Source organism: Paenibacillus sp. JT22N1, from assembly GCF_059692155.1.
In genome coordinates, this window is the sequence record NZ_JCAUAW010000019.1 from 49,369 (window position 1) to 70,854 (window position 21,486).

The following is a 21,486-nucleotide window of genomic DNA, read 5'->3' on the forward strand; positions in this document are numbered from 1 at the left end:
AACAAAAAAGAGACCCACAGCAACGGGCTGCGGGTCTTCAAGTATATATATTTAAAAGGGGGTCGAATTTCAGTATAGGCTCCGAACCTTAAAGCCAGATGAAAACCAGATTTCATTTTGGTTACAAATGATTCCTATTTGTTTACAGACATGCTGCTCTATTTTTCCTTAATCGGAATATAAATGTCCATTTGGATGAGCTCATTTTTGGATGGGTTACAGCGTTCATCATACAATTCGAACTCCGCGCCACCTGCATGCTCATAGCCAGAATGAGGAAACCATTCTTCAAAAATGGACTTCCACGTGCTCTGAATGGATGCAACGAATTGATCTTGAGTGACCTTCGGTGTCGTAAACACTACATACCTTGCCTCCGGAAATTCACGGCTCACCAGATCGGCTGGCACACCTTCAAAACCAGTGGCCTCCATTCCGATTATATAACTTAAATCCCCAGTCTCCATGTTAAAATCCGTACAAATCCCCAGCTCAACTTGTGAATCTGCATATACACGATTGGGTATGCGATTCCCCTTGCCCTCTTGTAGATACGAGCCCCAGAATGCAGGGATTTCACGATGGTTTCTTCCCTCTTTGCAGGACGTTTTCAGTTCATAGCCAATCAGTTTAAAAGCAGGCTTCGTCTTCAGTTGATATCCCATTCGAATTCCTCCTAAGTAGGGGTTGAATTTTCTTTGAAGCACATTCACTTTCGCATAAATCGGTGTCAGTATGCCTTGTTTACGGTAAGCAAGCGGCGTACGTTCAAAAACTTTTTTAAATGCTCGGGTGAAATTCTCGTGGGACTGGAACCCATTGTCGAGGGCAATATCGATTAACTTCTTCTCCGAATGTGCGATCTGATAGGCCGCGCTCGCTAATCTTCTTTTCCGAACATACTCCATCACAGCTTCTCCCACCATGGTTTGAAAGACTCTATGAAAATGGAAGTCAGAGAAACAAGCGACTTGAGCTAAACAAGCTACCGATAAAGGCTCAGAAAGGTGATCTTCAATATAATCCAAAGTCTTCTGAATCTGCACAAAGTAATCGGTGCCCATCTGTTGCCCCCTCCAGCAATCTAATCACAGTGTAAGCTATTTAACATAACGGTTCTTGATCTTTCTTGCTAAAGAGCTCTCCCGATGCTATCCCATCGATTATCTCCAACTTCCTTTGGAAGCAACCGAATAGGTCTTGTACTGATTCCTGCCCTTGATTTCCAAGCAATTGATTTGTAAGCCGTAAGCACAGCCGCCATCAATGCCGATTTTATCACGATCGAACCAAACATCTGCTTTTCCGTGAATATCCTTAGCCGGCGTATGCCCAAAAACGACTGTTTTTTTAACGACAGTTCGCTGCTGGACAAAAGGAGCTCGAATCCACAAAAAGTCCCTTTCTGGTTGGGTTTTCCAATCCGAAAATGTAGGGTTAAGCCCAGCATGAACATAAATGTGAGTCTCGTCCTCGTGATAATACGGAAGATTATTTAAAAATGAAATATGATCGCTGAACTTTGCTCGGATTCGTTCTTTCGATTGCTTCAAATCAAGCTCTTCGGACCCGCAGAAGCTTTTAAATGTTTGGATGCCTCCATGTTCAAAAAACTTCATTTCCGTCAATGAATCGACGTCCCCCAGAACATCCACAAAACGTTGGTCATGATTTCCTTTGAGCGCAATCGCTCCCTTTTCTCGCACCAAATGCATAACCAATTCCACGGTTTCCCGACTTTGCGGCCCTCGATCCACGTAATCACCAAGCAGCACGAGCTGGTCTTCTTCGGCATTAAAATTTACTTTATCGAGTAATTGCTTGAATTCATCCACACAGCCATGTATATCGCTTACGGCTAACGTTCTTTTCATATCCTGTACCCCCTGATGGCGCGCTCCGGCAAATCCGTCTATTTGTGTTCATCTATTTGTTCTAGAAAATGTTGAATTGTATATCGAAATCCCATAAATCAGCTCCCTAGCAAACTCTGAATCTATGTGTATTTCTATTATTCAGGTTTTATTTTACCATAGTTTGGTTTATTCGGGATTCCTTAATTATCATTCATCTAATGTAAGAAACATGAAAAGGACGTCCTGATGGACGTCCTCCTTCAACTTCCTGTTACTATTGATGTTCGATAATCCTTTTAACGATGCGGCCAGATCGGAAGGTAAACATGGTAAACAGCAAGAAAACTCATCGTCATCCCTACCATCATCAAAAAACTGTATACAACCAGATCTTTACGATACTTTTTGTCCCTAATCAATCCGAGCACATCTCGAGAAGCAAGAAGTACAAAAAGAACTACAATCAGGATGACTTTCATTATTTTTCGGACTCCTTCTCTTTCAGAATCAAAGGTTTATTCGTTAATCCTGTACGGTTTATTGTCACATCAGCCGTAATCTTGACTTTCAGCTTTGGAAATTCCTGCTCCCATTGTTCTTTGAATTCGTTCTTCCACTCTTTTGGATATTTCCGTTCTACAGCAATTCCAAATCCGAAAATATCTGATTTGAATTTATTTTGTGCCATATCGAGTACCATTTGGATTCTTTGTATGAGATCCGCTTCCAATGCATTTTCCACTAAATGAATCACTTTAGGATCACCTACATCCAATTTGGAGTTATTCTCATAAAGTTCGTTCTCAGCTCTTACTTTCACTTCCATGTTTAATTCTCCATCCTTAAAAATTGGAGTAATTTGGGTCTCAGCGTGTAATATTAATACACTTATTTTCCCATTTTCCTTCGGAATGTTTACGGTGACAACACCCGTTTTCATTTCCTTGCGAAGCCAAAGAACTCCTCTTGTCTCCACGTCATTCATCCAACCGATTAATTTATCCTTTTTGAATATCGCTGATCCTTTGAGCGAGAGGTTGGTTTCTAGATTTGACGGGGATGGCCCCTTGGAATCCTCTTCTTTCGTTAAGTTCGAAGATACGAGTTCCATTTCGGCAGCAACCGGTTCAACACCCTCTGTCACTAGCATATGGGCAAAATCCTTCAAGTTTATCCTTAATCCAATATGTTGTTTGACTTCCTCTCTCATGATTTCAGCCGGTATTTTTTCGAGTTTGGGGACAAACTTAAGAATCTTTACAGCTTCTCCTTTGGTGAATAATATGTAACTGCGCATTCGCGCTTCCCGTTGTCTAATAAAAAAATCGAGTACCGGTGAAACACCATCTCGAGCCAATTGTTCGCCAATAACAATAATACCGCTATGAGAAAAGAAAATTCGGCGCGGCAGCTTCTCTTGGAGTCTCCGATAGGCATCCAAAATCGTTTCCCCCTTTTCTGAAACGACCCATACAGCTTTGGTTCCGATGTCTTTCTCCCCGCCAAAGCCCCCTTGGCCTGCGGCACCTAACATTCGCGGAATAGCTACCTGCAGCGCTAAACGGATTTTGCCATCCTCCATCTTATCGATTCCTGCCGCGGTTACAAATGCAAGGTCATTAACCTCAATCCGGCTCCAGCAGCCCGAGAGAATCGGCATCATCAGAAGGATCAAACCCAATAAAATTCGTCCTCTCATCCAACATTACCCTTCCGTAGAAAATCCTACTCCTTGCGGTTCGGCTGACCGGAACGCATGGACCTTTTCATTCGCTGCGGGTTTCTTTTTGCGCCCTCTTCCGGACGATTCGTCATACTCCACCAAGGCGCCCGTACAAGCACATCTTTAAAGTCACCAAAATGTAAAGGAGCCAGAGGTGACAAATAGGGCATGCCGAATGAACGAAGGCGGCACATATGGCTCATGATAAACAACACGCCTAATAGTATGCCATATAATCCTAGTGATCCCGCTAAAAACATCATGGGAAAACGCAGCATTCTGATCGCAACAGCCTGGCTAAAGCTGGGAATGATAAAAGAAGCGATACCCGTGATGGATACGACAATAACCATGGGGGCGGACACAATGCCCGCCTGAACGGCGGCCTGACCAATCACCAAAGCTCCGACAATACTCACCGACTGTCCTACCGGCCTAGGCAAGCGCACACCAGCTTCGCGCAATCCCTCAAAGGCTATTTCCATTAGCAATGCTTCGATAATAGCCGGAAAGGGGACCGTTTCACGGGAGGAAGCCACACTGTATAGCAGGGTTGATGGAACCAATTCCTGATGAAATGTTAATAAAGCTATATACAGAGATGGCAAAAACAAGGCAATCACCAAAAACAAAAAGCGTATCCAACGGATCGCCGTCGAAATCATAAAACGCCCATAATAATCTTCACTCGCCTGCAGCATTTCATAAAAGGTAACCGGAACATACAAGGCGAAAGGCGTATTATCGATGATAATCGCCACTTTCCCTTCCAATAAATTACCAACGACTTTATCCGGTCTTTCCGTACTCTGCACCTGAGGGAAAATGGAACTCGGAGTGTCTTCAATTAATTCCTCGATATATCCGCTTTCGAGAATCGCATCGATGTCAATCCTGCCGATTCTTTCACGAACTTCCGCCACCAGAGATTCATCCGCAATATGATCCAAGTAAGTAATGACGAGCTCTGTTCTTGATAACCGTCCTACTTTCATCGCTTCCATTTTGAGCTGGGGGGTTTTCAATCTCCTGCGAATGAGACTAGTATTGGTCCTCAGGTTTTCCGTAAATCCGTCCCTAGGACCGCGGATCACCGCTTCTGTCGCTGGTTCTTCAACCGCACGGGACTCCCACTCTCTTGCACTGACGAATATGGCCCGTTCTGCACCGTCAAGAATCAAGGCGGTATCCCCGGACAGCACATGATCTATCACATCTTGAAAATTGGCCCCACTGCTTATCTGAGCAGCCGAAATCACTTGATTCCGAAGCAAATTTTCCATTTCCTCATAACAAAATATAGGTCGTGTCAAATTATTTTTCCCGTATTCCAATAGAGGTTTTATGACATCGTCATCAATCAATTTCATATTGACAAGGCCGTCCAAAAAAAGAAGCGTCCCTTGATGCGTCTCACCCACTTGAAAATCCCTAAACACAATATCAGAAGAACGATCAAAGATCGTTTTCAATTGTCCTACATTGTGTAAAAGATTCGTGCTAAGCGGATCACTTTTCAATGGTTCCGTGAGGATTGTGGATAATGGTTCGAGAAAGTTCGCGGGCTTTCGTTTAGAAGCCATTAAACTTTTTAACCAACCTAAGGACCCTTTTCCCATGCTAAATCTCCCTCACTATTAAGCCTTTATTTTTTCACCACCATTACGAAAAGATAACCGATCAACATAACAACCATAATGACCATGTAGAAAGCTCCCATTGCGGCCAACAGCATTTCCAAAACAGTGAAAGTGTACAAATGTGGATGGACTAATAATTTCGACGAAATTTCCTGTAAATAGACATACAAACACCATCCAATAAAAGCGATGAGCACGGAGGAAAAAAATAAATTACGAATATTCTTCATCATTTCTCCTCTAACAAGTGAGTTGTTCTTTTTGCAATTCCCAACTATTATCCTTCGACAAATGAAGGTAAATAATACCTAATTCCTAATACTTTCGTTTAAAAAGAAAGCGAACGCTAATAATGATATCTAATTCAAAGAAATAGGATGACTTGGTAAAAGGTGAGGGCGATATGAATCAAGAGAAAATAGGTTTCAAACAACTCTTTCTTATGATGTTAGCTTTCGAAATAGGAAGTTCTGTCATTTTTGCGTTAGGAGCGGAAGCTAAACAAGATGCTTGGCTCGCCGTATTAATAGGCATGATGTTGGGGCTTATTTTAATATCTGTCTTCACCAAATTATCTGGGTATTACCCAAATGATTCATTGATCCAAATCATTCAAAAAATTTCAGGTAGGTACATTGGATATCCACTCAGTATCACTTATATTATTTATTTCATATCTCAAGCTGCGAGGATCAGTCGGGATTTCTCCGATCTTATGCTTTCTACAATTTTAGTTGGAACCCCGGGAATTTTTATTCTTGCAAGTTTTGTAGCCGTCATTATTTATACGCTTCGCGGTGGTATTGAAGTGTTTGGACGGATGGCAGAAATGGTGGTTCCCGGTGTTCTGTTAATATCCATTAGCACATGGATTATCGTTTATGCTTCAGGAGTTGTAGACCTGAAACAGCTTACACCTGTACTTGGTACAGGAATAAAAAACGTATGGAAGGAGTCATTCCCAACCCTTACCAGCCTTCCTTTTGGGGAATTAGTCGTATTCACGATGATTTGGCCAACGTTAAAAGATAATGCGAAGCTTAAAAAGGTGGGGATGGCTGCAGTTTTGACAGTAGGAGTTTTATTATCCCTTAATATAGTAGGCATGATCTCCGTTCTTGGACCTCAGTTGTACGGTATGTTAAATTATCCTCTTTTGTCGACGATACGAATGGCCTCGGTGGCGGATTTTCTAGAGCGGATCGATGCAGTAGTCATTCTGCTAATGGTAGCAGGGGGATTTTTCAAAGTTGGTGTTTACATCTATGGCGCCGCAGTTGGAACAGCCCATTTATTTAATTTGAAGAGTTACCATTACGTTCTTATTCCGATTGCAGCGATTATTGCCCCTCTTGGTCATGTCATGACAAAAACATATGCCGAGCACCTAGCTATAGGTTTTAAATTTAACATGACCTATGTTCAACTTCCCTTACAATTTGTAATACCCAGTTTGCTACTGGTAGCAGCTTACTTTCACCAAAAGTCAATATCGTACAAAGATCCTAAATTGCGACAAAGCCAATAACGATTTACAAAGTTTATTAAAAATAAGGCTGAACACGAATATGTGTCCAGCCTTTTTAGCACAAAACTCAATTAAGTTCTTCGGATTCTCACTTCATGAGTGACTCCATTTCTAAACACGCCATCACGAATGTGCCAACGCCATGCAGGTCGTTCTCACTAGTCGGACGAGTCACATAGTTCTCATAATCGCCTGCTGACGTCCCGATACAGATGAGTGGCAAAATAACCCGCTCCTGCTCGTCGAACTTTAGCGTTCGGATCAGTCCTTCATATCCCTTCACTGCTGCGTTTACACACTCTTGGCCGACAACCCCGTGCTTAATCGCTTTGGCAATCGTATAAACGAACAGATTCGTACAGGATGTCTCCAGCCAGTTATCGGGCTGATCACCCTTGTCAACGATTTGATACCAAAGTCCGCTCTCCGGATCCTGATAACGAATCAAGGCATGAACGAAATCACGCAGCGAGTTAACTAACTCTTCACGCCCTGGTTCGTCCGCTGTGAGCTCATCAAGGAATTGTGTAACCGCTAGGCCATACCAGCCGAGCGAGCGACCCCAAAATTCCGGTGAACAGCCGGTTTCGGCATTCGCCCATGGCATCTTCCGGCTTTCATCCCAGGCATGGTACAGCAGACCTGTCTCTTCATCTTTCATATATTTGCGCATCAGCTTTTCTTGATGCATCACCGTGGAGCGCAATGCATCATCTCCGTAAGCATTCGCATATTTCAATGAGAAGACACCTGCCATATACAAACCGTCCAACCACATGTTGTAGGCATATTTATCTTTATGCCAGTAACCGCCCTCCGAAGTAAGATTCAGCGTGTTCAGCAAGTTTCTCAGCTTATCCGCGGCGATTCGGTATTTGCTGTGTCCTGTCCGTTGTTCCAATCGGAACAACAAAAGCCCCGCTTGAACCGCATCCAGCTCATCCCGCGCGAAATATAGATTGCCATGTTCGTCGATCAAACCATCGACATACGCCTGAATGTAGGCGTCATAGCGATCATCTTGTTCAGCTTCCCACAGCATTTCCATGCCGCATAAGAAAACACCTTGGTGGTAATGCCAGCGCTCAGCAGGCGGCAGCTCCATAGGCGTGTACGTGCTCATAATTGAATCGCAGGCAGCTCTTGCCCATTCGATGGGTGATTTAACAAAATGATGAGTCATAATAATTCCCTCTCTATTCCTATGTGGATTTGTGGATCAACGGACGGATTCCAACTTGCATAAGCATGACGAATACGATGATCCAAGGCAGCCATACATGATCAATCTGTCCAGCCGTTAGCATGAAAAGAAGTACACCTGCCGCACGACCGACATTGATGACGGACTCTCGAATGACAATGGACTCGATCCGGAAGTTCTCTTTGAGCGGCATACCACCTATCAACTGATAGTAATGTGCGGTATAGGAATTAGCCTGCAGCGGTTTAAACAGTGACGAGACACACATGAACACGATGACCGTCCATAGGGAGATGTCCCACAGCAAGAAGACAGAGGAACAAACGAATCCCCATGCAGATATGGACAAATAGGCATTTGTCGACGTTTCCCTGCCCCTGATGGATAAGATATAGCTAGAAACAATCGATAAGCATAGAAAAAATGCATTCAAATACCCCACCCATGACTCTTTGGGCAGCACTTGAAAGAGCAATATGGCCGGCACATACATCATGATTCCTTGAGGAAGCCCGATGATAAACCACCCCATTAGCGATCTCGTAAAGTCAGGCCGTTTCTTCAAAATTAACTGCGTATATTTGAGATAATATGCCGTGTGATGCGTCGGCTTCTTCTTGATTTGCAAACTGAGTACGGACGCTAGCACAAACATAAAGAAAGACAGACCGAAGATGATGATATACCCATTTAAAGCAGAAAAGCTTGCAATCATCAGGCCCGCCAAAGCCGGACCCGCTAAGTTTGCGACATGTGTAACCATGGAATTCCACCCTAAATATTTATGGCGGTTCTCATTATCCGTCACATCCGAAATCAAGGTGAAATTACCAAGCCAGTAGAGGGCTGTGGAAACTCCCTTTAAACACGCAAACCAGATGTAATAATCAACCATTCGCTCCTGTGCAATCAGGATAAGCAGATAAAATAAGGCCGTTAAATAAATGCCATAACGGTACACATATAAACGATCCTTAATCTTGGCGATTTTCCCCATGTACACGGTCGCAATCGGGGCAGCTACCAGCATGATGAGTTGGAAGGCTCCATTGATCCACAGATCATTCGTGAGCCTCCACAAGTAAAGACTGATGAATATGCCGGCAAGCGAATTTCCGAACTGATAAATACCGTGATTGAGCAGCGTACTCTTTGCTTCTATTGATAATCGCTTCTCATCTGTTTGCTTTTCCCCTAGGAACATCCTGCCCACCTATGGAACGCCTCTTGGCTCCCAAGCTTCGGTGCTTCCCTACCCGCCAATTGATAACAAACCGAGCGGATTAACAAAGCTTGTGTCCCTGCGTTCATGTCGCCTTCTATCTCTCCGCCACCGATGTGAACGGCCTTCGGCATGCCAGGATAATACTCTCCTTGCTTGATCTGCGCTACATTGGGTGCTGATGGAGAATGAGCAAGTTCGCGGGAAAAGCCGCCATCCGAGCGAAGCAGCCGTTTCATATTCGCAAGTGTAATTCGAATGATTTCGCGCAGTTCTTCTGTCGGGATAGGCAGCTTCATGTAGGATAATAAGTGAATCGGATTGCGGATATAGCACATATCCACCGCTTCTTCATGCCGTAAGGCATAGAGGATGCTTTGATAAATACGGTCCTCCCTCGGCAGCGGTACATCAAAGCGATCATAGAAGATGTGCAGCTTGAAGGTACCCGATATCCTGACATAGTAGGAGCCCTCTCCCCATAGTCCCGACCTAGGATCCTGCTTGTCCCCAAAGAAATCAAATGCCGTCTGAGCGAACGCATCCCTGCGGCTAGCAGGTTCGACCTGCTCCACGTAGACACTAGAGGTAGACAGACGATCACAGCCTCGCCAGCTGTTACTTAGCTCCACGGATTGCAACCATGCTAGATAGGATTCGGGCGAGCTCATATATGCAGGTGCTTGCTGCGCCTCGTAAGGCAGTGGATAGAGCATTAGCCCTCCGAGCTTTCTAAGCGCGTTCCGGCTGTAGCTGATTGCCCGAGCCACCATTACTTCATCCTCACGCATGAAAGGATTCGCATCATAGAAATAACCCGAAGCAGCATCCTGCTTCTTCTGAAAGAAGCGAATCAAGCCCATCTTCATCTCCTCTGATAGGCTGCTGAGTAAACCGTTACGCTCCAGAATGTTCAACGCCTGTGCTGTCGATTCTATATCAGGCCCACCCGTCGATATCTTCCTTGAACTCGCAGCATAATAAAACCCGCCGCTTTCCGGATCATGCTGCCCGCCAAGCCATGTTAAAAAGCCATCAAACAAACCATCCATATCCGCGAGAAGCTGACCAATTTCATCGATGTGTGTCTGTTTCTGCATGTTGAAATCCCTTCCTATCCCTTAATGGAGCCGATCATAGCCCCTTTAGCAAAGTGCTTTTGCAAGAACGGATACACGCACAAGATCGGTAAAGTCGCAACGACGATAACAGCCATCTTAATCGATTGTGCAGGAGGCGGTGTGACACTATCCAAATCAGCACTGACATCCATCCCGCTGGCAAGCACGACAATTTGTCTGAGGAGGACCTGAATCGGCCACTTCGCACTCTCATTCAAGTAAAGAATCGCGCTGAGGTAAGTGTTCCAATACGTCACGGCGTAGAATAAGGAGATCGTAGCGATTGCCGGCATCGACAATGGCAGAACAATTCGGAACAAAATGCCAAAGTCACTGCAGCCATCGATCTTGGCAGACTCTTCGAGTCCCTCTGGGATGTTTTGAAAGAAATTCTTCAAAATAATTAAATTAAATGCACTAATCGCAGAGGGAAGAATCAACGACGCATAGCTGTCGATCATACCCAGTTCCTTCACAACCAGGAAGGTCGGAACCAATCCTCCGTGAAACAACATCGTAAACACAACAAGAAACATAATGACTTTTCTTCCATCCACGTCTTTGCGGGATAAACCATAGGCCATCAGGGCTGTGATAAACATACTTATGATCGTTCCCGCAAGCGTGGTACCAATCGAAACGCCCATGGCTTTAAAAATCGTATTCGTAGAGAAAATGAATCGATAGGCCTCTAAACTCCAATCCGTCGGAATAATGACAAACTTCTTGGCGGCCATTTCCGCACTGGTCGTAAATGAACCCGCTACAACGTGCACAAAGGGGATAAGCGTAACGAGACCAATGATCGTTAGTAACAAATAATTGATGATGCCAAACATTCTACCGCCTAGCGTAGTATCTTCTACCATGGTGTAAACCTCCTCAGAGTTTTGCGTTAGCAAAACTTACTTCGTAAGCATTAATAAACGCCCTCTTCGCCCATCTTCTTGGCAATTCGGTTAACTAACATAACCAGCACAAGTCCAATAAACGATTTGAACAATCCGATAGCAGCACTGTAACTGAATTGCCCTTGTTTTAACCCTGCTGTATATACATAAGTATCAATGATCTCAGCAACATTTCGGTTCATGGAGTTAAGTAGCAAGTAGACATGTTCAAAACCGAGTTCGAGAACCGCACCAATTTTCAAAATTAATAAAACAATAATGACACTTCGAATAGCGGGCAATGTAATATGCCACATTTGTCTAATCCGTCCTGCACCGTCCATACGCGCAGCCTCATACAACCCAGGATCAATAGAAGCAATCGCCGCCAGATAAATAATCGTCCCCCAACCCGCTTCTCTCCAAATGACCTGAAGAATATAGATCGGTCTAAACCATTCCGGGGCTAACAAGAAATTGATCTTTTCAAATCCAAAAAACTCAATAATATCGTTGATAATTCCGCCGTCCATCGTTAGCATGACGAAACTGATCGAGACAATAATAACCCAGGACATAAAGTGTGGTAGATAGACGATCGTTTGGAATACTTTTTTGAAAAGATCCCCTTTGACTTCATTCAGCATGAGCGCCAAAAGAATCGGAATCGGGAAATAAAACAAGAGATTCATGACAAATAAGATTAATGTATTACTTAAAATAATCAAGAAATCCGGCTCTGTAAACAATCGCCGAAAATGCTCTAAACCAACCCATTCACTCCCGCTAATCCCTTTAAACGGTTTATAATTCTGAAATGAGATGATCAATCCGTACATGGGAATATATTTGAAAACGAGAAAGTATAAGACTCCCGGCAGCAGCATGACATAGATCCATTTGTTTTTCCAGAGTCGTCTACCCAGCTCACTGCTTTGTTTCCTAGCCACCATACGTTGTGCTATATTCACTTCCTGCATACGACTTCTTCCTTTCCGGGCGATTCATATAAAAGGCGAGAGGACTGCTGCAAGAACAGCAGCCCCCCTTACCTTCAACTTGCATGATTCGTGACTATCTCATTATTTTTTATAAACAGCGTTGTATTCCTCGATAATTTTGCTGCCTCCACGACTCTTCCAATCTTCAATAGCCTTATCAAAACCAGCCTTATCAATCGTGCCGTAGATATATTTGTTCGTTGCATCTTTAATCACATCTTGAAGTTGAACACCTTTTTCCTGGTTCGTTTTCGAATCCAGAGCAGCTACCGGATCCTGTACAGCGAACTGCAGGTTGGCAATCTTGAGTTCATCTGCCTTACCTTGAGCAGGAATCGTAGGAATACCCAAGTATCTGCCGGACGTATCTTCATCACCAATGGCCGCGTCCGTGAAAGGCTTGACTTCGCGTGTCCATTTCTCTTCATCCAGCTTCTTAGCCTTGTTGTCGATTACGCTGTAGTTAGCATCTTTAATGCCCCAGTTTGCAACGTTGGCAACTTCAGGCGTCATCATTTTGTCAAAGAATGCCAAGACCTTCTTTAGCTCAGCTTCTGTTTTCGTAGCGGATTTTGGGAACAGAACGACGTTCGCATAGCCAGGAAGAGCCCATGCTGCGAATTTACCGCTTGGCCCAGCGACCATACTGTGCACATCTACTACTGCTGTAGGTACGTTTTTGATCAAATCTTTATTGAGAGACGAAACATCCGTCATGGCACCGATGTACATACCCGCTGTACCATTGGTGAACAGCTTCTGTTGATCCGTTTTACTTGTAGCCGCGAAGTCCTTGTTGATGAGTCCACCATCACGCAGTTTCTTGTAGTAATCCATTGTCGCTACATATTCTGGGAACATAAACTCAGGCTGCAGCTTGCCATCTTTAATGCCCCAATTGTTCGGTACGCCGAACCAAGTGGCAACGGTTTTGAATGATCCGTAAATGAGATCGTTACGATCCGTTAAGCCGATAGTATCCTTTTTGCCGTTGCCGTCAGGATCATTTTCAGTGAACGCCTTCATCATGGCAACCAAATCTTCCGTTGTTGCAGGTGGCTTCAGTCCCAACTTATCCGCCCAATCTTTCCGATAGATGAGACCTTGACGGGCAATGTCTACACCGCGATAAAGTGTATAAAGCTTGCCATCCACTTTCGTATTATCATTGGTCGTGGATTTCAATTTACTCAGGTTCGGGAAGTCCTTCAGTAGAGGACCAATTTCCCAGAATTGTCCGTCACGAATGGCTGATTTCATTTGAATAAATGTCGCCTGGTTTTTCAGGTAAGTGACTTGCGGCAGTGCGCCTGTAGCAAACGTTGTATTCAGCTTCTCCTCATACGTATCTGCCGGGAAAAATTGATACGTTAGCTTCGTATTTGTTAATTTTTCGAGTTCTTTAATAATCGTATCTGGCGGCGTTTGCGCTGTATTCAGCGGTGCCATAATCGTGATCGCCGTCGGTTTGTTGTCTGCTGTTGCTTTAGGCGACTCTACCACACCAGTCGTAGCTGCAGGAGTTGACTTCCCCCCATCTGAGCAAGCTGCCAGCGCAAAGCTGGAAACAAGCAGAACGCTAAGTGGAATCGAGACTAATTTTCTCTTCATATTGGTTAGACCTCCGCGAAATTGTTGTGTGCTACAAGCTCCACACTACACGTCCGCAGGGAGGTGCCGAAATAATCATTTACTCATTTAGGCCACGCTTGGCATAGGATGTGAGATGATGATTATCGGGTGGGGAGATGATTATCTGGGGGGCCTGAGGAACGAGTTTAGTGACGTTAGGCACTCTTCCTGCTACTGTAGCGATGTTTTTCATCGCTACACTTACTCGTACGCGCTCATAAGCAACTTTAACGATGAAAATCATCGTCTCAGCTCGCACTTTAACCAGTTAGGCACCTCTCCTGCTACTGTAGCGATGTTTTTCATCGCTACACTCACTAGTGCGTGCTCACACGCGGCTTTAACGATGAAAAACATCGTCCCAGCATGCACTTTAACCAGTTAGGAACACTTCCTGCTACTGTAGCGATGTTTTTCATCGCTACACGTACTCGTACGCACCCAGAAGCAACTTTAACGATGAAAATCATCGTTTCAACCTTGACCGCGCCTCCCCCGTAGCTGCTCAACTCCTCCACCAACTCACCAAAACGCAAAAAAACCGCCGCGCACCAGCGCCAGCGGTTTTCCCATCTTTCCCCAACCTCAACCTCGCTTCCCATAAGCCTCGTTGTACTCTCTTATCATCTGGCTGCCGCCATTCCGCTTCCAGCGCTCAATCTCTTGCTGGAATGCTGCCTTGTCCAGTTTCCCCAAGATGTAATTGTACGTAGCGTCAGATACAATTTTGTACAATTCAACGCCTCGCTCGTCGTAGGTCTTCGACTCCAGACCAACGGTCGGGTCTTTGACGACGTTTTTCTCGTTGTCCAAGCTCAGTCGGTCCGCGAGCTGCGACAAGGACTCGCTCTCCGAAACGCGCATGACCTTCGGATTGTTCAGATCGGCAATCATAAGTGCGTACAGCGCATTCACTTCATTCACACGGATTTTGGACGTCTCTTCCGTCAACAGAACTTGATCCCCTTTTGCAGTGTAATGACGCCCCTCTAACCCATATTTCATCAAGTTGGCGACTTCTTTATCCATCGAACGATCAAAAAATTGCAGCACCTGCTTCAATTCCGCTTCGGTACGAATCGCTTTTTTCGAGAACAGGTAGAGTGCACTATAATTGGGAATCGACCAAATTTTAAAACCCATTGGGCCTTCGATATGGTTCACGAGCGTGAGCTTCGCCTTCGGGTTAATGAGCTGAGCTTCATCCGAAAGACGCTGCACATCCTGCATGCTGCCAATATAGACGCCCGCAATGCCGCGAATTAGTTTATCGCGTTGAACTTCCTTACTGGTGACTGCGAAATCGGCATTAATCAGCTTTTCGTCATACAGCTTCTTCATATAGTTCATCGTGTCCACGTAGGACTGGGTTTCGAACTCAGGCACTAGTTGCCCAGCGTCATCAGTCCCCCAGTTATTCGGAGTACCGAAATAAGAGCTGATCGTTTTGAACGCGCCGAAAACCAAATCATTCCGGTCGGTCAGACCGATGGTATCTACCTTCCCATTCAGATCGGGATCACCGAACGTGAAAGCTTTCAACACCTGATACAGCTCATCCAGATTCGTCGGCTTAGCCAGCTTCAGATTGTTCAGCCAATCCTCACGAATAATAATACCCTGGCGAGAGGAGGGTCGCTCGGTATACAGACCATAGATTTTGCCATCGACAGCTGCCTGTCCCAAAATTTCCTTGTTCAGCTGTTTCAGATTCGGGTACGCAGCCAAGTAAGGTCCGATATCCCAGAATGCGCCGGAACGGATCGAATTTTTCATCAGCATGTAGTCCGTATATTTCACATAGGTTGCTTTTTTCAATGAGTTTGTGGTGAGCGCGGTGTTCATTTTATCGGTATATATTCCGTCCGGAACCCAGTTCAGATCAAGCTTCGTTTGTGTGCGATTCTCGATTTCCTGAACAAGTTCAGGGATGGGCGGATGCGGAAAGTGAAGCGGTGCCATGATCGATATAACGGGACGATTACCGTTCACATCATCTGTCTTTTGAGAGCTGCTTTTCTGACAAGCACTGATCAAAGCAACTATCAAGAGTCCTATCAAAAGGAGACCAAAAAGTTTAAAACCCTTGCCATATAAACTTGTTCTCATGAGAGCTTCCCCCTTATAGCAGCAGTGTTTTGTAGTCAGAATCAGAGAAAATGATTATCCGTCACTCAGATGATTATTGCTCTTAACGCCTGTCTTGACTACAATACATAGATAGTCTGAATGATCATCCTCAAGATAGATAGGTGTTGGATGCGATGCGCTCTTTAAGTTTTCTTAGCAAAATGACCATATTCGGGTTCCTTCTCAGCACTCTGCCGGTTATCTTCATCGGCGCTTTCGCCTTCGTCACCTCGTCGAGCGAAATTCAAAAGAATGTCAACGAAGGTAAAATGCAGTTGATCACCCAAATCAACTCCAATGTAGAGCAGAAATTAACGACTGTCAACCATACACTTAATCAGGTCATCAACTCTACCGTGCTCAAAAAGGCGATGGATATGCCCCTAACTGTAAACGATTTCATGATGTATGACGACCTGCGCAGCGAAATTCGATATATGCAATCTTTTGATACCAAGCTGGAAGATGTCATCTTGATCAATGCCAGGGAAAACTGGATGATTAAGAATTCGGGCTTGTACCGCTATGACAGCTACCCTTATTACGATAAGCTTATGACCCTGATGAACACGCAGGAGAACAGCAGTTGGACGCTAAGTCCATCCAAGTGGTTTTTCACAGAAGAAAATGCGCGAAGCGTTACCTGTGAGTACAGTATTTCTCTAGTTAAAAAGCTGCCTACCACCGGTTTGGAGAAATATGGCTTGGCTCTGGCTAACATTCCTGCCTGCAGTCTGCAGGATTTGATTCAAAGCGATCCCGAACATCTGGATGATATCCTGATTATCGATGAGCAGAATCGGATTCTCATGCACCCGGATGCAAGCCTCATCGGCAAATCCATCACCGAAGCTGGGCTTACAGATTTGAAACAGTTAGAGGCGCCAATGGGCCAGTTCTCAACGGATATTAACGAGAAGCCTTATTCCGTCAGCTTCCTGCGTTCAAACCTCAACAACTGGACCTATTTATCCTTAACCTCCATCGATAGTTTGACAAAGGAATCAAGTAAAATCGGAACCTATACGATCTATGTATGCGTCCTGATGCTGCTCCTTTCCATGGTCTTAGCTTGGCTAGGTTCGCGCAAAATGTATTCGCCGATCCAGCTTCTTTTGAACCAAATCGGAGGGCTTGTGACCGTGAATCAGAAGCGGAAGGCCAACGAGTTCCAGATGATCAGCGAGCACGTCCATACCTTGTTCCAATCGAAGTCCCAACTGGAAAGAGAAGTCCACCAGCATATCGGTCAGGTACGGACGTTTTTCTTAATCAAGGCTTTTCAAGGGCATATCAAACAGAGCGAGCTGCTGGAGAAGCTGGGACAGTTCGGCTATAACAAGCACATTGAAGAGTGGAAAACGATGTCTGTGATCACGATGCAGATCGATTCTATCGACAATATCCGTTACGAAAAACGGGATATGGAGCTGCTGCTCTTCGCTGTGCACAATATGATCGAGGAGCTGATTCCTTCGCAGCAGCGTCTCGCTCCCATCATTATTGACCAAACCGTGGTCACCTTGATTGGTAGTGCCGATAGCGAAGAAGCTGCCTTTCGCAATACGGTATATGCATTAACCGAGCAGATGCAGCAGCATATCTATAGCTTTCTGAATCTCCACGTAAGCATTGGGATGAGTCTCCCGATTCACGCTTTCTCGCAGATGTCGATTGCCTATCGGGAAGGTCTGGAGGCTTTGAAGCATCGTATCAAGCTGGGTGAGGGCATCATCATTCAATATGAAAATATAAACTCAGGGAAACATTACTTGAATTTAAACTATCCGAAGCCGATCGAAAATGAATTGATCGATGCGATCAAGCTTGCCGAGAAGGATAAGTCCAAGGAGCTGCTGAAGCAGCTGCTGCAAGCGGTATTCGCAGCTCCGCTGACACCGCAGGAATATCAAATTCCACTGGCACGGCTGCTCAACAACCTGCTTATGGTGATGCAGGAATCCGGAATCAGCTTGAATCAGATTCATCCGAGCAAAGGGTCTCTCTTCGAAGAGCTCCTGGATTTGCATATGACAGCCGAAATCGAGGACTGGTTCTGGACAGAGGTCATTCACCCGCTGATTCGCATTTATCGCGACCGGCAGGATGCCCAGTACCACAACATTTCCGAGAAGATTATTGATCTCGTGCAGCACTATTACGATACCGACCTGACGCTTGAGGAGTGCGCCTCTCGGCTGCATTATAACGCGAATTATTTGAGCAGTATTTTCCGCAAAGAAACGAACTGCTCCTTCAGTGACTACTTGTCGACCTACCGGTTCAACATGGCCAAGAAATGGCTGTCCGAAACCGATATGCCGATCAAAGATATTTCTTCCAAACTTCGCTATAACAATTCGCAAAACTTCATCCGTTCGTTCCGCAAGCAAGAAGGATTGACCCCCGGCCAATATCGGGACAAAAAGAAAGAAGGCTCGGCACCTAATCCATAGGTTCCTTGCCTTCTTTCTCCTAATCCTAGCAACCAAAAGCTAGGTTGTTGGTTTGACAGCTGCTTTGAGTGCAGCACGATTATCCCATAGAAACGATACCACGCTGTTACGTTCCTCAAAGAACGATTCTTTCTCATCTACATAGTCTTGGCCAACTCCATGAACGCTGAAACGATCATCCGAGTAGTTCATCAAAGTCCATTGTCCTCCGCGTTTGTTGTCAGCAAATACTAGGTATAGTTTCTCTCCTGAAGCGTCCCATTTGGCAAACGATGAAAAATTGTCCAAAATCTCACCAATGTCGTTTTTCTTTTTGATTTGCATGATCGTATCCTCTCTTTCATTTATTGTTAGGCAAGTTTACTCAAAAGCACTGTTTCTGTTGTTTCCGTTTCTGTTTCCTGAAGCTTGGTTTTCCACGCCATTTTATGTTGTGAAACGGTTAAAAATATGTGCTTATAGCCTTCTGATATCGTCAAAACTGGTTTACCGTATACAAGTGACTGAGACAAATGGTAGGTTGATTGTTCCACATCTTTCATAGTGTCACTCTGTTTCCGCAGAGTAATAAGCAACTGCATACGACCAAACACCCTAAATTGGTTACAGCACTCTGTATGATCTACATCATACCAATCCATTTTTTCAACTTCTTGAACCGTAAAAACGTGGGAGTCCCCTAGTTCATTTTCTAGCGTAATTTCATTAAGCTGGACGTTGGTTTGGTCTAATTCGTATGCAACCTGTTCTAAGGCCTGCTTTTTCGTTTGGGCTTGAATGAGGTATGAAATGTTAGCATGGAAGGTTGCCTCTGCGATATAGTCTTCTTGTTCCATTTCCCCTTTGAATCTCCTTTAAATTCGTGATGTGTTGTGTCTATGGACAAGAAAATACTATAAGAAAATGGGTAAAAAGGTTGTCATTCCATAGGGGTGGATTTTAGGAACCTTTGTCGAATGGTTTTTTTTAGGTATAAAATGAAAAAGGACACGCCTAGAAGGTGGCCGTGAACACTTGCGCCAGCAAGCTTCTTCATCACGTCTATGCCATCCTCACTCAAGGCGAGCCCATCTTATTTAACCTTTACCTTCTATGTTACTAAATCAAATCCCAGCTGCCGCATACACTTTATCAAAGCCGGCCTTGGAACGTTGAACTAAGCTCTCGGGGGATTCTGTCGGCGGCGTTGCCGTCAATATTTCCTGAGAGATAGCCCCCTTATAACCAATACGCTGCAGCCCTTGCAGGAAGCCTGCCAAGTCGATTACGCCTTCACCTGGATACAAGCGTCCGTTATCCAGCACTTCTTCCACGGGAACGTCTGGTGCGTCGTTGATGTGGACATGCACGATCTGTTCGGCGCGAAGCTTCTCAATATCGGCCACCGTTAGTCCGTTCGTGTACCAATGGTACGCGTCGAACAATAAGCCTACATTGCTCTCACCAATGGCGTCGATCCAATCCAGCGTTTCATCCAGTGTCCAGATGAACGGATGCTTCCAGTGGGTACGCAGATGATGCGGACCAACGAACTCTAGTCCAAGACGGATGCCGTAGGCGCCTAAGATTTGAGCACAAGTACGCAATCTGCGTGTAGCTAACGCCATGAAATGCGCAGCGCCCAAATCTGTTGAAGGTAACACGTACGTGCAGCAGCTCGTACATCCAAGCGCAGCAGCAGCGGCTGCTGCTTGTGTCAGCTTCGGCAAGTCTGCACGGAAAGTCTCTTCCGACCCTCGCCATTCAACCGGCAAACCGATGGAACCAATGACGAGGCCATGTTTATGAAGCAGCTCACGTGCCCCATCTACACTGTAGCTCTCTACTAAACCAAGCGCGTCGATATCGACGGCCCCGAAGCCATATTTTGCAGCTAACTCTATGAATTGTTCGTTGCTTTCAAGCTTGCCAAGTCCAGCCCCTGTTAATCCTCTAAGCATGTTCATCCCTCCAAGTATGATATTATTCGTTCCAGTTCAGCTTCACTTCATTCCCAGTTCGTGAAGATTCGTAAATGGCATCGAGAATTAAATTATTCGTATAGCCGGAGAGCGCCGAAGTAATCGGTTGTTTGCCTTCGCGAATGCAATCTAGGAAATGAAGGCTGAGGCGCAGACGTTCACCCTCATCATCATCCGGTCTCTTCAGATCGGTCTCGATCGCTTTGTTAAACTTCTCCGTTAACAGCTTACCGTTAGCTCCGCGATAGCTCGCTCCGCCTTCTGTTCCCATCAGGTGAACGAACGGTGTATTGTCCGTATCCATATGCACGGCCCAGCTTACTTCCAGCGTCAGCGTGCTGCCATCTTCCATGCGAATCAAAGCAGTTGCCAAATCTTCTACGTCGTACGTACCGTTCCAGTTCGGTGTACCCCATGTTCCGATTCCTTTGCGGCGAGGCCCGAATTCAGCATACGTAGCGCCTGATACTGACACTGGCTTCGGATTCCCCATCAAGTAGAGGGCAAGATCCAGCATATGAACGCCAATATCAATCAGCGGGCCCCCGCCTGACTCCTCCATTTTCGTAAACCAGGTGCCCCAACCAGGAATACCCTTGCGGCGGAACCAACCTGTTTTCGCTGTATAAATTTTACCGAGCTCACCGGCATCGACTTGCTCCTTGATTTGAAGGGGCACAGATTCCCAGCGCATTTGGTGACCGATCATGACGACTTTATCTGATGCTTGACTGGCCTTGTAAATTTGTTTGGCTGCTTCCGCATTGATACCCATTGGCTTCTCAATCAGCACATGTTTGCCTGCTTCAATCGCTTGTACAGCAAGCGAAGCATGGTGCATATTGGGCACGCCGATAATAACAGCGTCTACATTCGCACTTTGTATAAGTTCTTCAGGGGTAGCTGGCACGTAAGCAATACCGTGTTCCTGCGCACGTGCTTCCGCGAGTGGCAGATAGGCATCCGTAATCGCCGTAATTTCACATAAATTGCCTAGCTTTGAAAATTCACGAATGTGAACCCCGCCAATATTTCCCGCTCCAATAATACCTACTCTAATTTTGTTAACGCTTCCCACTGTTCGTTCCTCCTCATATGCACATCCTGTTCGATCTCCTTTTA

Annotated in this window: 20 protein-coding genes; 2 read left to right on the forward strand and 18 right to left on the reverse strand. The window is 45.2% G+C overall.

What is annotated here, in order from left to right; all coding sequences use genetic code 11:
- Nucleotides 1-158: 158 nt before the first annotated feature.
- The 6 genes from AC58UU_RS30010 to AC58UU_RS30035 form a co-directional block, all read right to left on the reverse strand.
- Complete coding sequence (locus AC58UU_RS30010; RefSeq protein ID WP_497321028.1) at nucleotides 159-1,064, reverse strand: GyrI-like domain-containing protein; 906 nt, start codon at nucleotides 1,062-1,064, stop codon at nucleotides 159-161.
- A gap of 99 nt (nucleotides 1,065-1,163) precedes the next feature.
- Entirely contained in the window at nucleotides 1,164-1,874 is a 711-nt protein-coding gene (locus tag AC58UU_RS30015; protein WP_497321030.1) for a metallophosphoesterase family protein, read from the reverse strand.
- A 278-nt stretch (nucleotides 1,875-2,152) separates the two neighbouring features.
- Nucleotides 2,153-2,335 (reverse strand): hypothetical protein, encoded by a 183-nt coding sequence (locus tag AC58UU_RS30020; protein ID WP_497321032.1) that lies wholly within the window; start codon nucleotides 2,333-2,335, stop codon nucleotides 2,153-2,155.
- Nucleotides 2,335-3,555 carry a Ger(x)C family spore germination protein gene (locus AC58UU_RS30025; protein WP_497321034.1) on the reverse strand — a complete coding sequence of 407 codons (1,221 nt, stop codon included), beginning with the start codon at nucleotides 3,553-3,555 and terminating at the stop codon, nucleotides 2,335-2,337. Before AC58UU_RS30025 ends, AC58UU_RS30020 begins: the two co-directional genes overlap by 1 nt.
- A 26-nt stretch (nucleotides 3,556-3,581) precedes the next feature.
- The gene (locus AC58UU_RS30030) at nucleotides 3,582-5,198 is read right to left on the reverse strand and encodes a spore germination protein (protein WP_497321036.1); all 1,617 of its coding nucleotides are present in this window, start codon (nucleotides 5,196-5,198) and stop codon (nucleotides 3,582-3,584) included.
- Nucleotides 5,199-5,224: 26 nt separating this feature from the next.
- Nucleotides 5,225-5,452 carry a hypothetical protein gene (locus AC58UU_RS30035; protein WP_497321038.1) on the reverse strand — a complete coding sequence of 76 codons (228 nt, stop codon included), beginning with the start codon at nucleotides 5,450-5,452 and terminating at the stop codon, nucleotides 5,225-5,227.
- Between the two features lie 170 nt (nucleotides 5,453-5,622).
- On the opposite strand from AC58UU_RS30035, the gene AC58UU_RS30040 reads away from it, so the two are divergent.
- The gene (locus AC58UU_RS30040; protein WP_497321040.1) at nucleotides 5,623-6,747 is read left to right on the forward strand and encodes a GerAB/ArcD/ProY family transporter; all 1,125 of its coding nucleotides are present in this window, start codon (nucleotides 5,623-5,625) and stop codon (nucleotides 6,745-6,747) included.
- 88 nt (nucleotides 6,748-6,835) lie between these two features.
- On the opposite strand, the gene AC58UU_RS30045 is transcribed toward AC58UU_RS30040, so the two are convergent.
- From AC58UU_RS30045 to AC58UU_RS30080, 8 genes are all read right to left on the reverse strand, one after another.
- Nucleotides 6,836-7,930 (reverse strand): glycoside hydrolase family 88/105 protein, encoded by a 1,095-nt coding sequence (locus AC58UU_RS30045; protein WP_497321042.1) that lies wholly within the window; start codon nucleotides 7,928-7,930, stop codon nucleotides 6,836-6,838.
- 19 nt (nucleotides 7,931-7,949) lie between these two features.
- Nucleotides 7,950-9,155, reverse strand: coding sequence for an MFS transporter (locus tag AC58UU_RS30050; RefSeq protein ID WP_497321168.1), 1,206 nt, complete (start codon nucleotides 9,153-9,155; stop codon nucleotides 7,950-7,952).
- Nucleotides 9,146-10,273, reverse strand: coding sequence for a hypothetical protein (locus AC58UU_RS30055; protein ID WP_497321044.1), 1,128 nt, complete (start codon nucleotides 10,271-10,273; stop codon nucleotides 9,146-9,148). The genes AC58UU_RS30050 and AC58UU_RS30055 overlap by 10 nt, the downstream gene beginning before the upstream one ends.
- Nucleotides 10,274-10,287: 14 nt before the next feature.
- A complete protein-coding gene (locus AC58UU_RS30060) occupies nucleotides 10,288-11,163 on the reverse strand; it encodes a carbohydrate ABC transporter permease (RefSeq protein ID WP_497321046.1) in 876 nt (291 codons plus the stop codon).
- 50 nt (nucleotides 11,164-11,213) lie between these two features.
- Entirely contained in the window at nucleotides 11,214-12,164 is a 951-nt protein-coding gene (locus tag AC58UU_RS30065; protein ID WP_497321048.1) for an ABC transporter permease, read from the reverse strand.
- 102 nt (nucleotides 12,165-12,266) lie between these two features.
- On the reverse strand, nucleotides 12,267-13,796 hold the full coding sequence (locus AC58UU_RS30070; RefSeq protein WP_497321050.1) for an extracellular solute-binding protein: 1,530 nt from the start codon (nucleotides 13,794-13,796) through the stop codon (nucleotides 12,267-12,269).
- Between the two features lie 338 nt (nucleotides 13,797-14,134).
- Nucleotides 14,135-14,419, reverse strand: coding sequence for a hypothetical protein (locus tag AC58UU_RS30075; RefSeq protein ID WP_497321052.1), 285 nt, complete (start codon nucleotides 14,417-14,419; stop codon nucleotides 14,135-14,137).
- Nucleotides 14,403-15,926 carry an extracellular solute-binding protein gene (locus AC58UU_RS30080; RefSeq protein ID WP_497321054.1) on the reverse strand — a complete coding sequence of 508 codons (1,524 nt, stop codon included), beginning with the start codon at nucleotides 15,924-15,926 and terminating at the stop codon, nucleotides 14,403-14,405. The genes AC58UU_RS30075 and AC58UU_RS30080 overlap by 17 nt, the downstream gene beginning before the upstream one ends.
- Before the next feature lie 155 nt (nucleotides 15,927-16,081).
- On the opposite strand from AC58UU_RS30080, the gene AC58UU_RS30085 reads away from it, so the two are divergent.
- The gene (locus AC58UU_RS30085) at nucleotides 16,082-18,403 is read left to right on the forward strand and encodes a helix-turn-helix domain-containing protein (protein ID WP_497321056.1); all 2,322 of its coding nucleotides are present in this window, start codon (nucleotides 16,082-16,084) and stop codon (nucleotides 18,401-18,403) included.
- Nucleotides 18,404-18,442: 39 nt separating this feature from the next.
- On the opposite strand, the gene AC58UU_RS30090 is transcribed toward AC58UU_RS30085, so the two are convergent.
- The 4 genes from AC58UU_RS30090 to AC58UU_RS30105 form a co-directional block, all read right to left on the reverse strand.
- Nucleotides 18,443-18,727 (reverse strand): hypothetical protein, encoded by a 285-nt coding sequence (locus AC58UU_RS30090; RefSeq protein WP_171689725.1) that lies wholly within the window; start codon nucleotides 18,725-18,727, stop codon nucleotides 18,443-18,445.
- 26 nt (nucleotides 18,728-18,753) lie between these two features.
- Entirely contained in the window at nucleotides 18,754-19,239 is a 486-nt protein-coding gene (locus AC58UU_RS30095) for a hypothetical protein (RefSeq protein ID WP_497321058.1), read from the reverse strand.
- A 267-nt stretch (nucleotides 19,240-19,506) separates the two neighbouring features.
- The gene (locus tag AC58UU_RS30100; RefSeq protein WP_497321060.1) at nucleotides 19,507-20,343 is read right to left on the reverse strand and encodes a sugar phosphate isomerase/epimerase family protein; all 837 of its coding nucleotides are present in this window, start codon (nucleotides 20,341-20,343) and stop codon (nucleotides 19,507-19,509) included.
- A 22-nt stretch (nucleotides 20,344-20,365) separates the two neighbouring features.
- Nucleotides 20,366-21,442 carry a Gfo/Idh/MocA family protein gene (locus AC58UU_RS30105; protein WP_497321062.1) on the reverse strand — a complete coding sequence of 359 codons (1,077 nt, stop codon included), beginning with the start codon at nucleotides 21,440-21,442 and terminating at the stop codon, nucleotides 20,366-20,368.
- Between the last annotated feature and the right edge of the window lie 44 nt (nucleotides 21,443-21,486).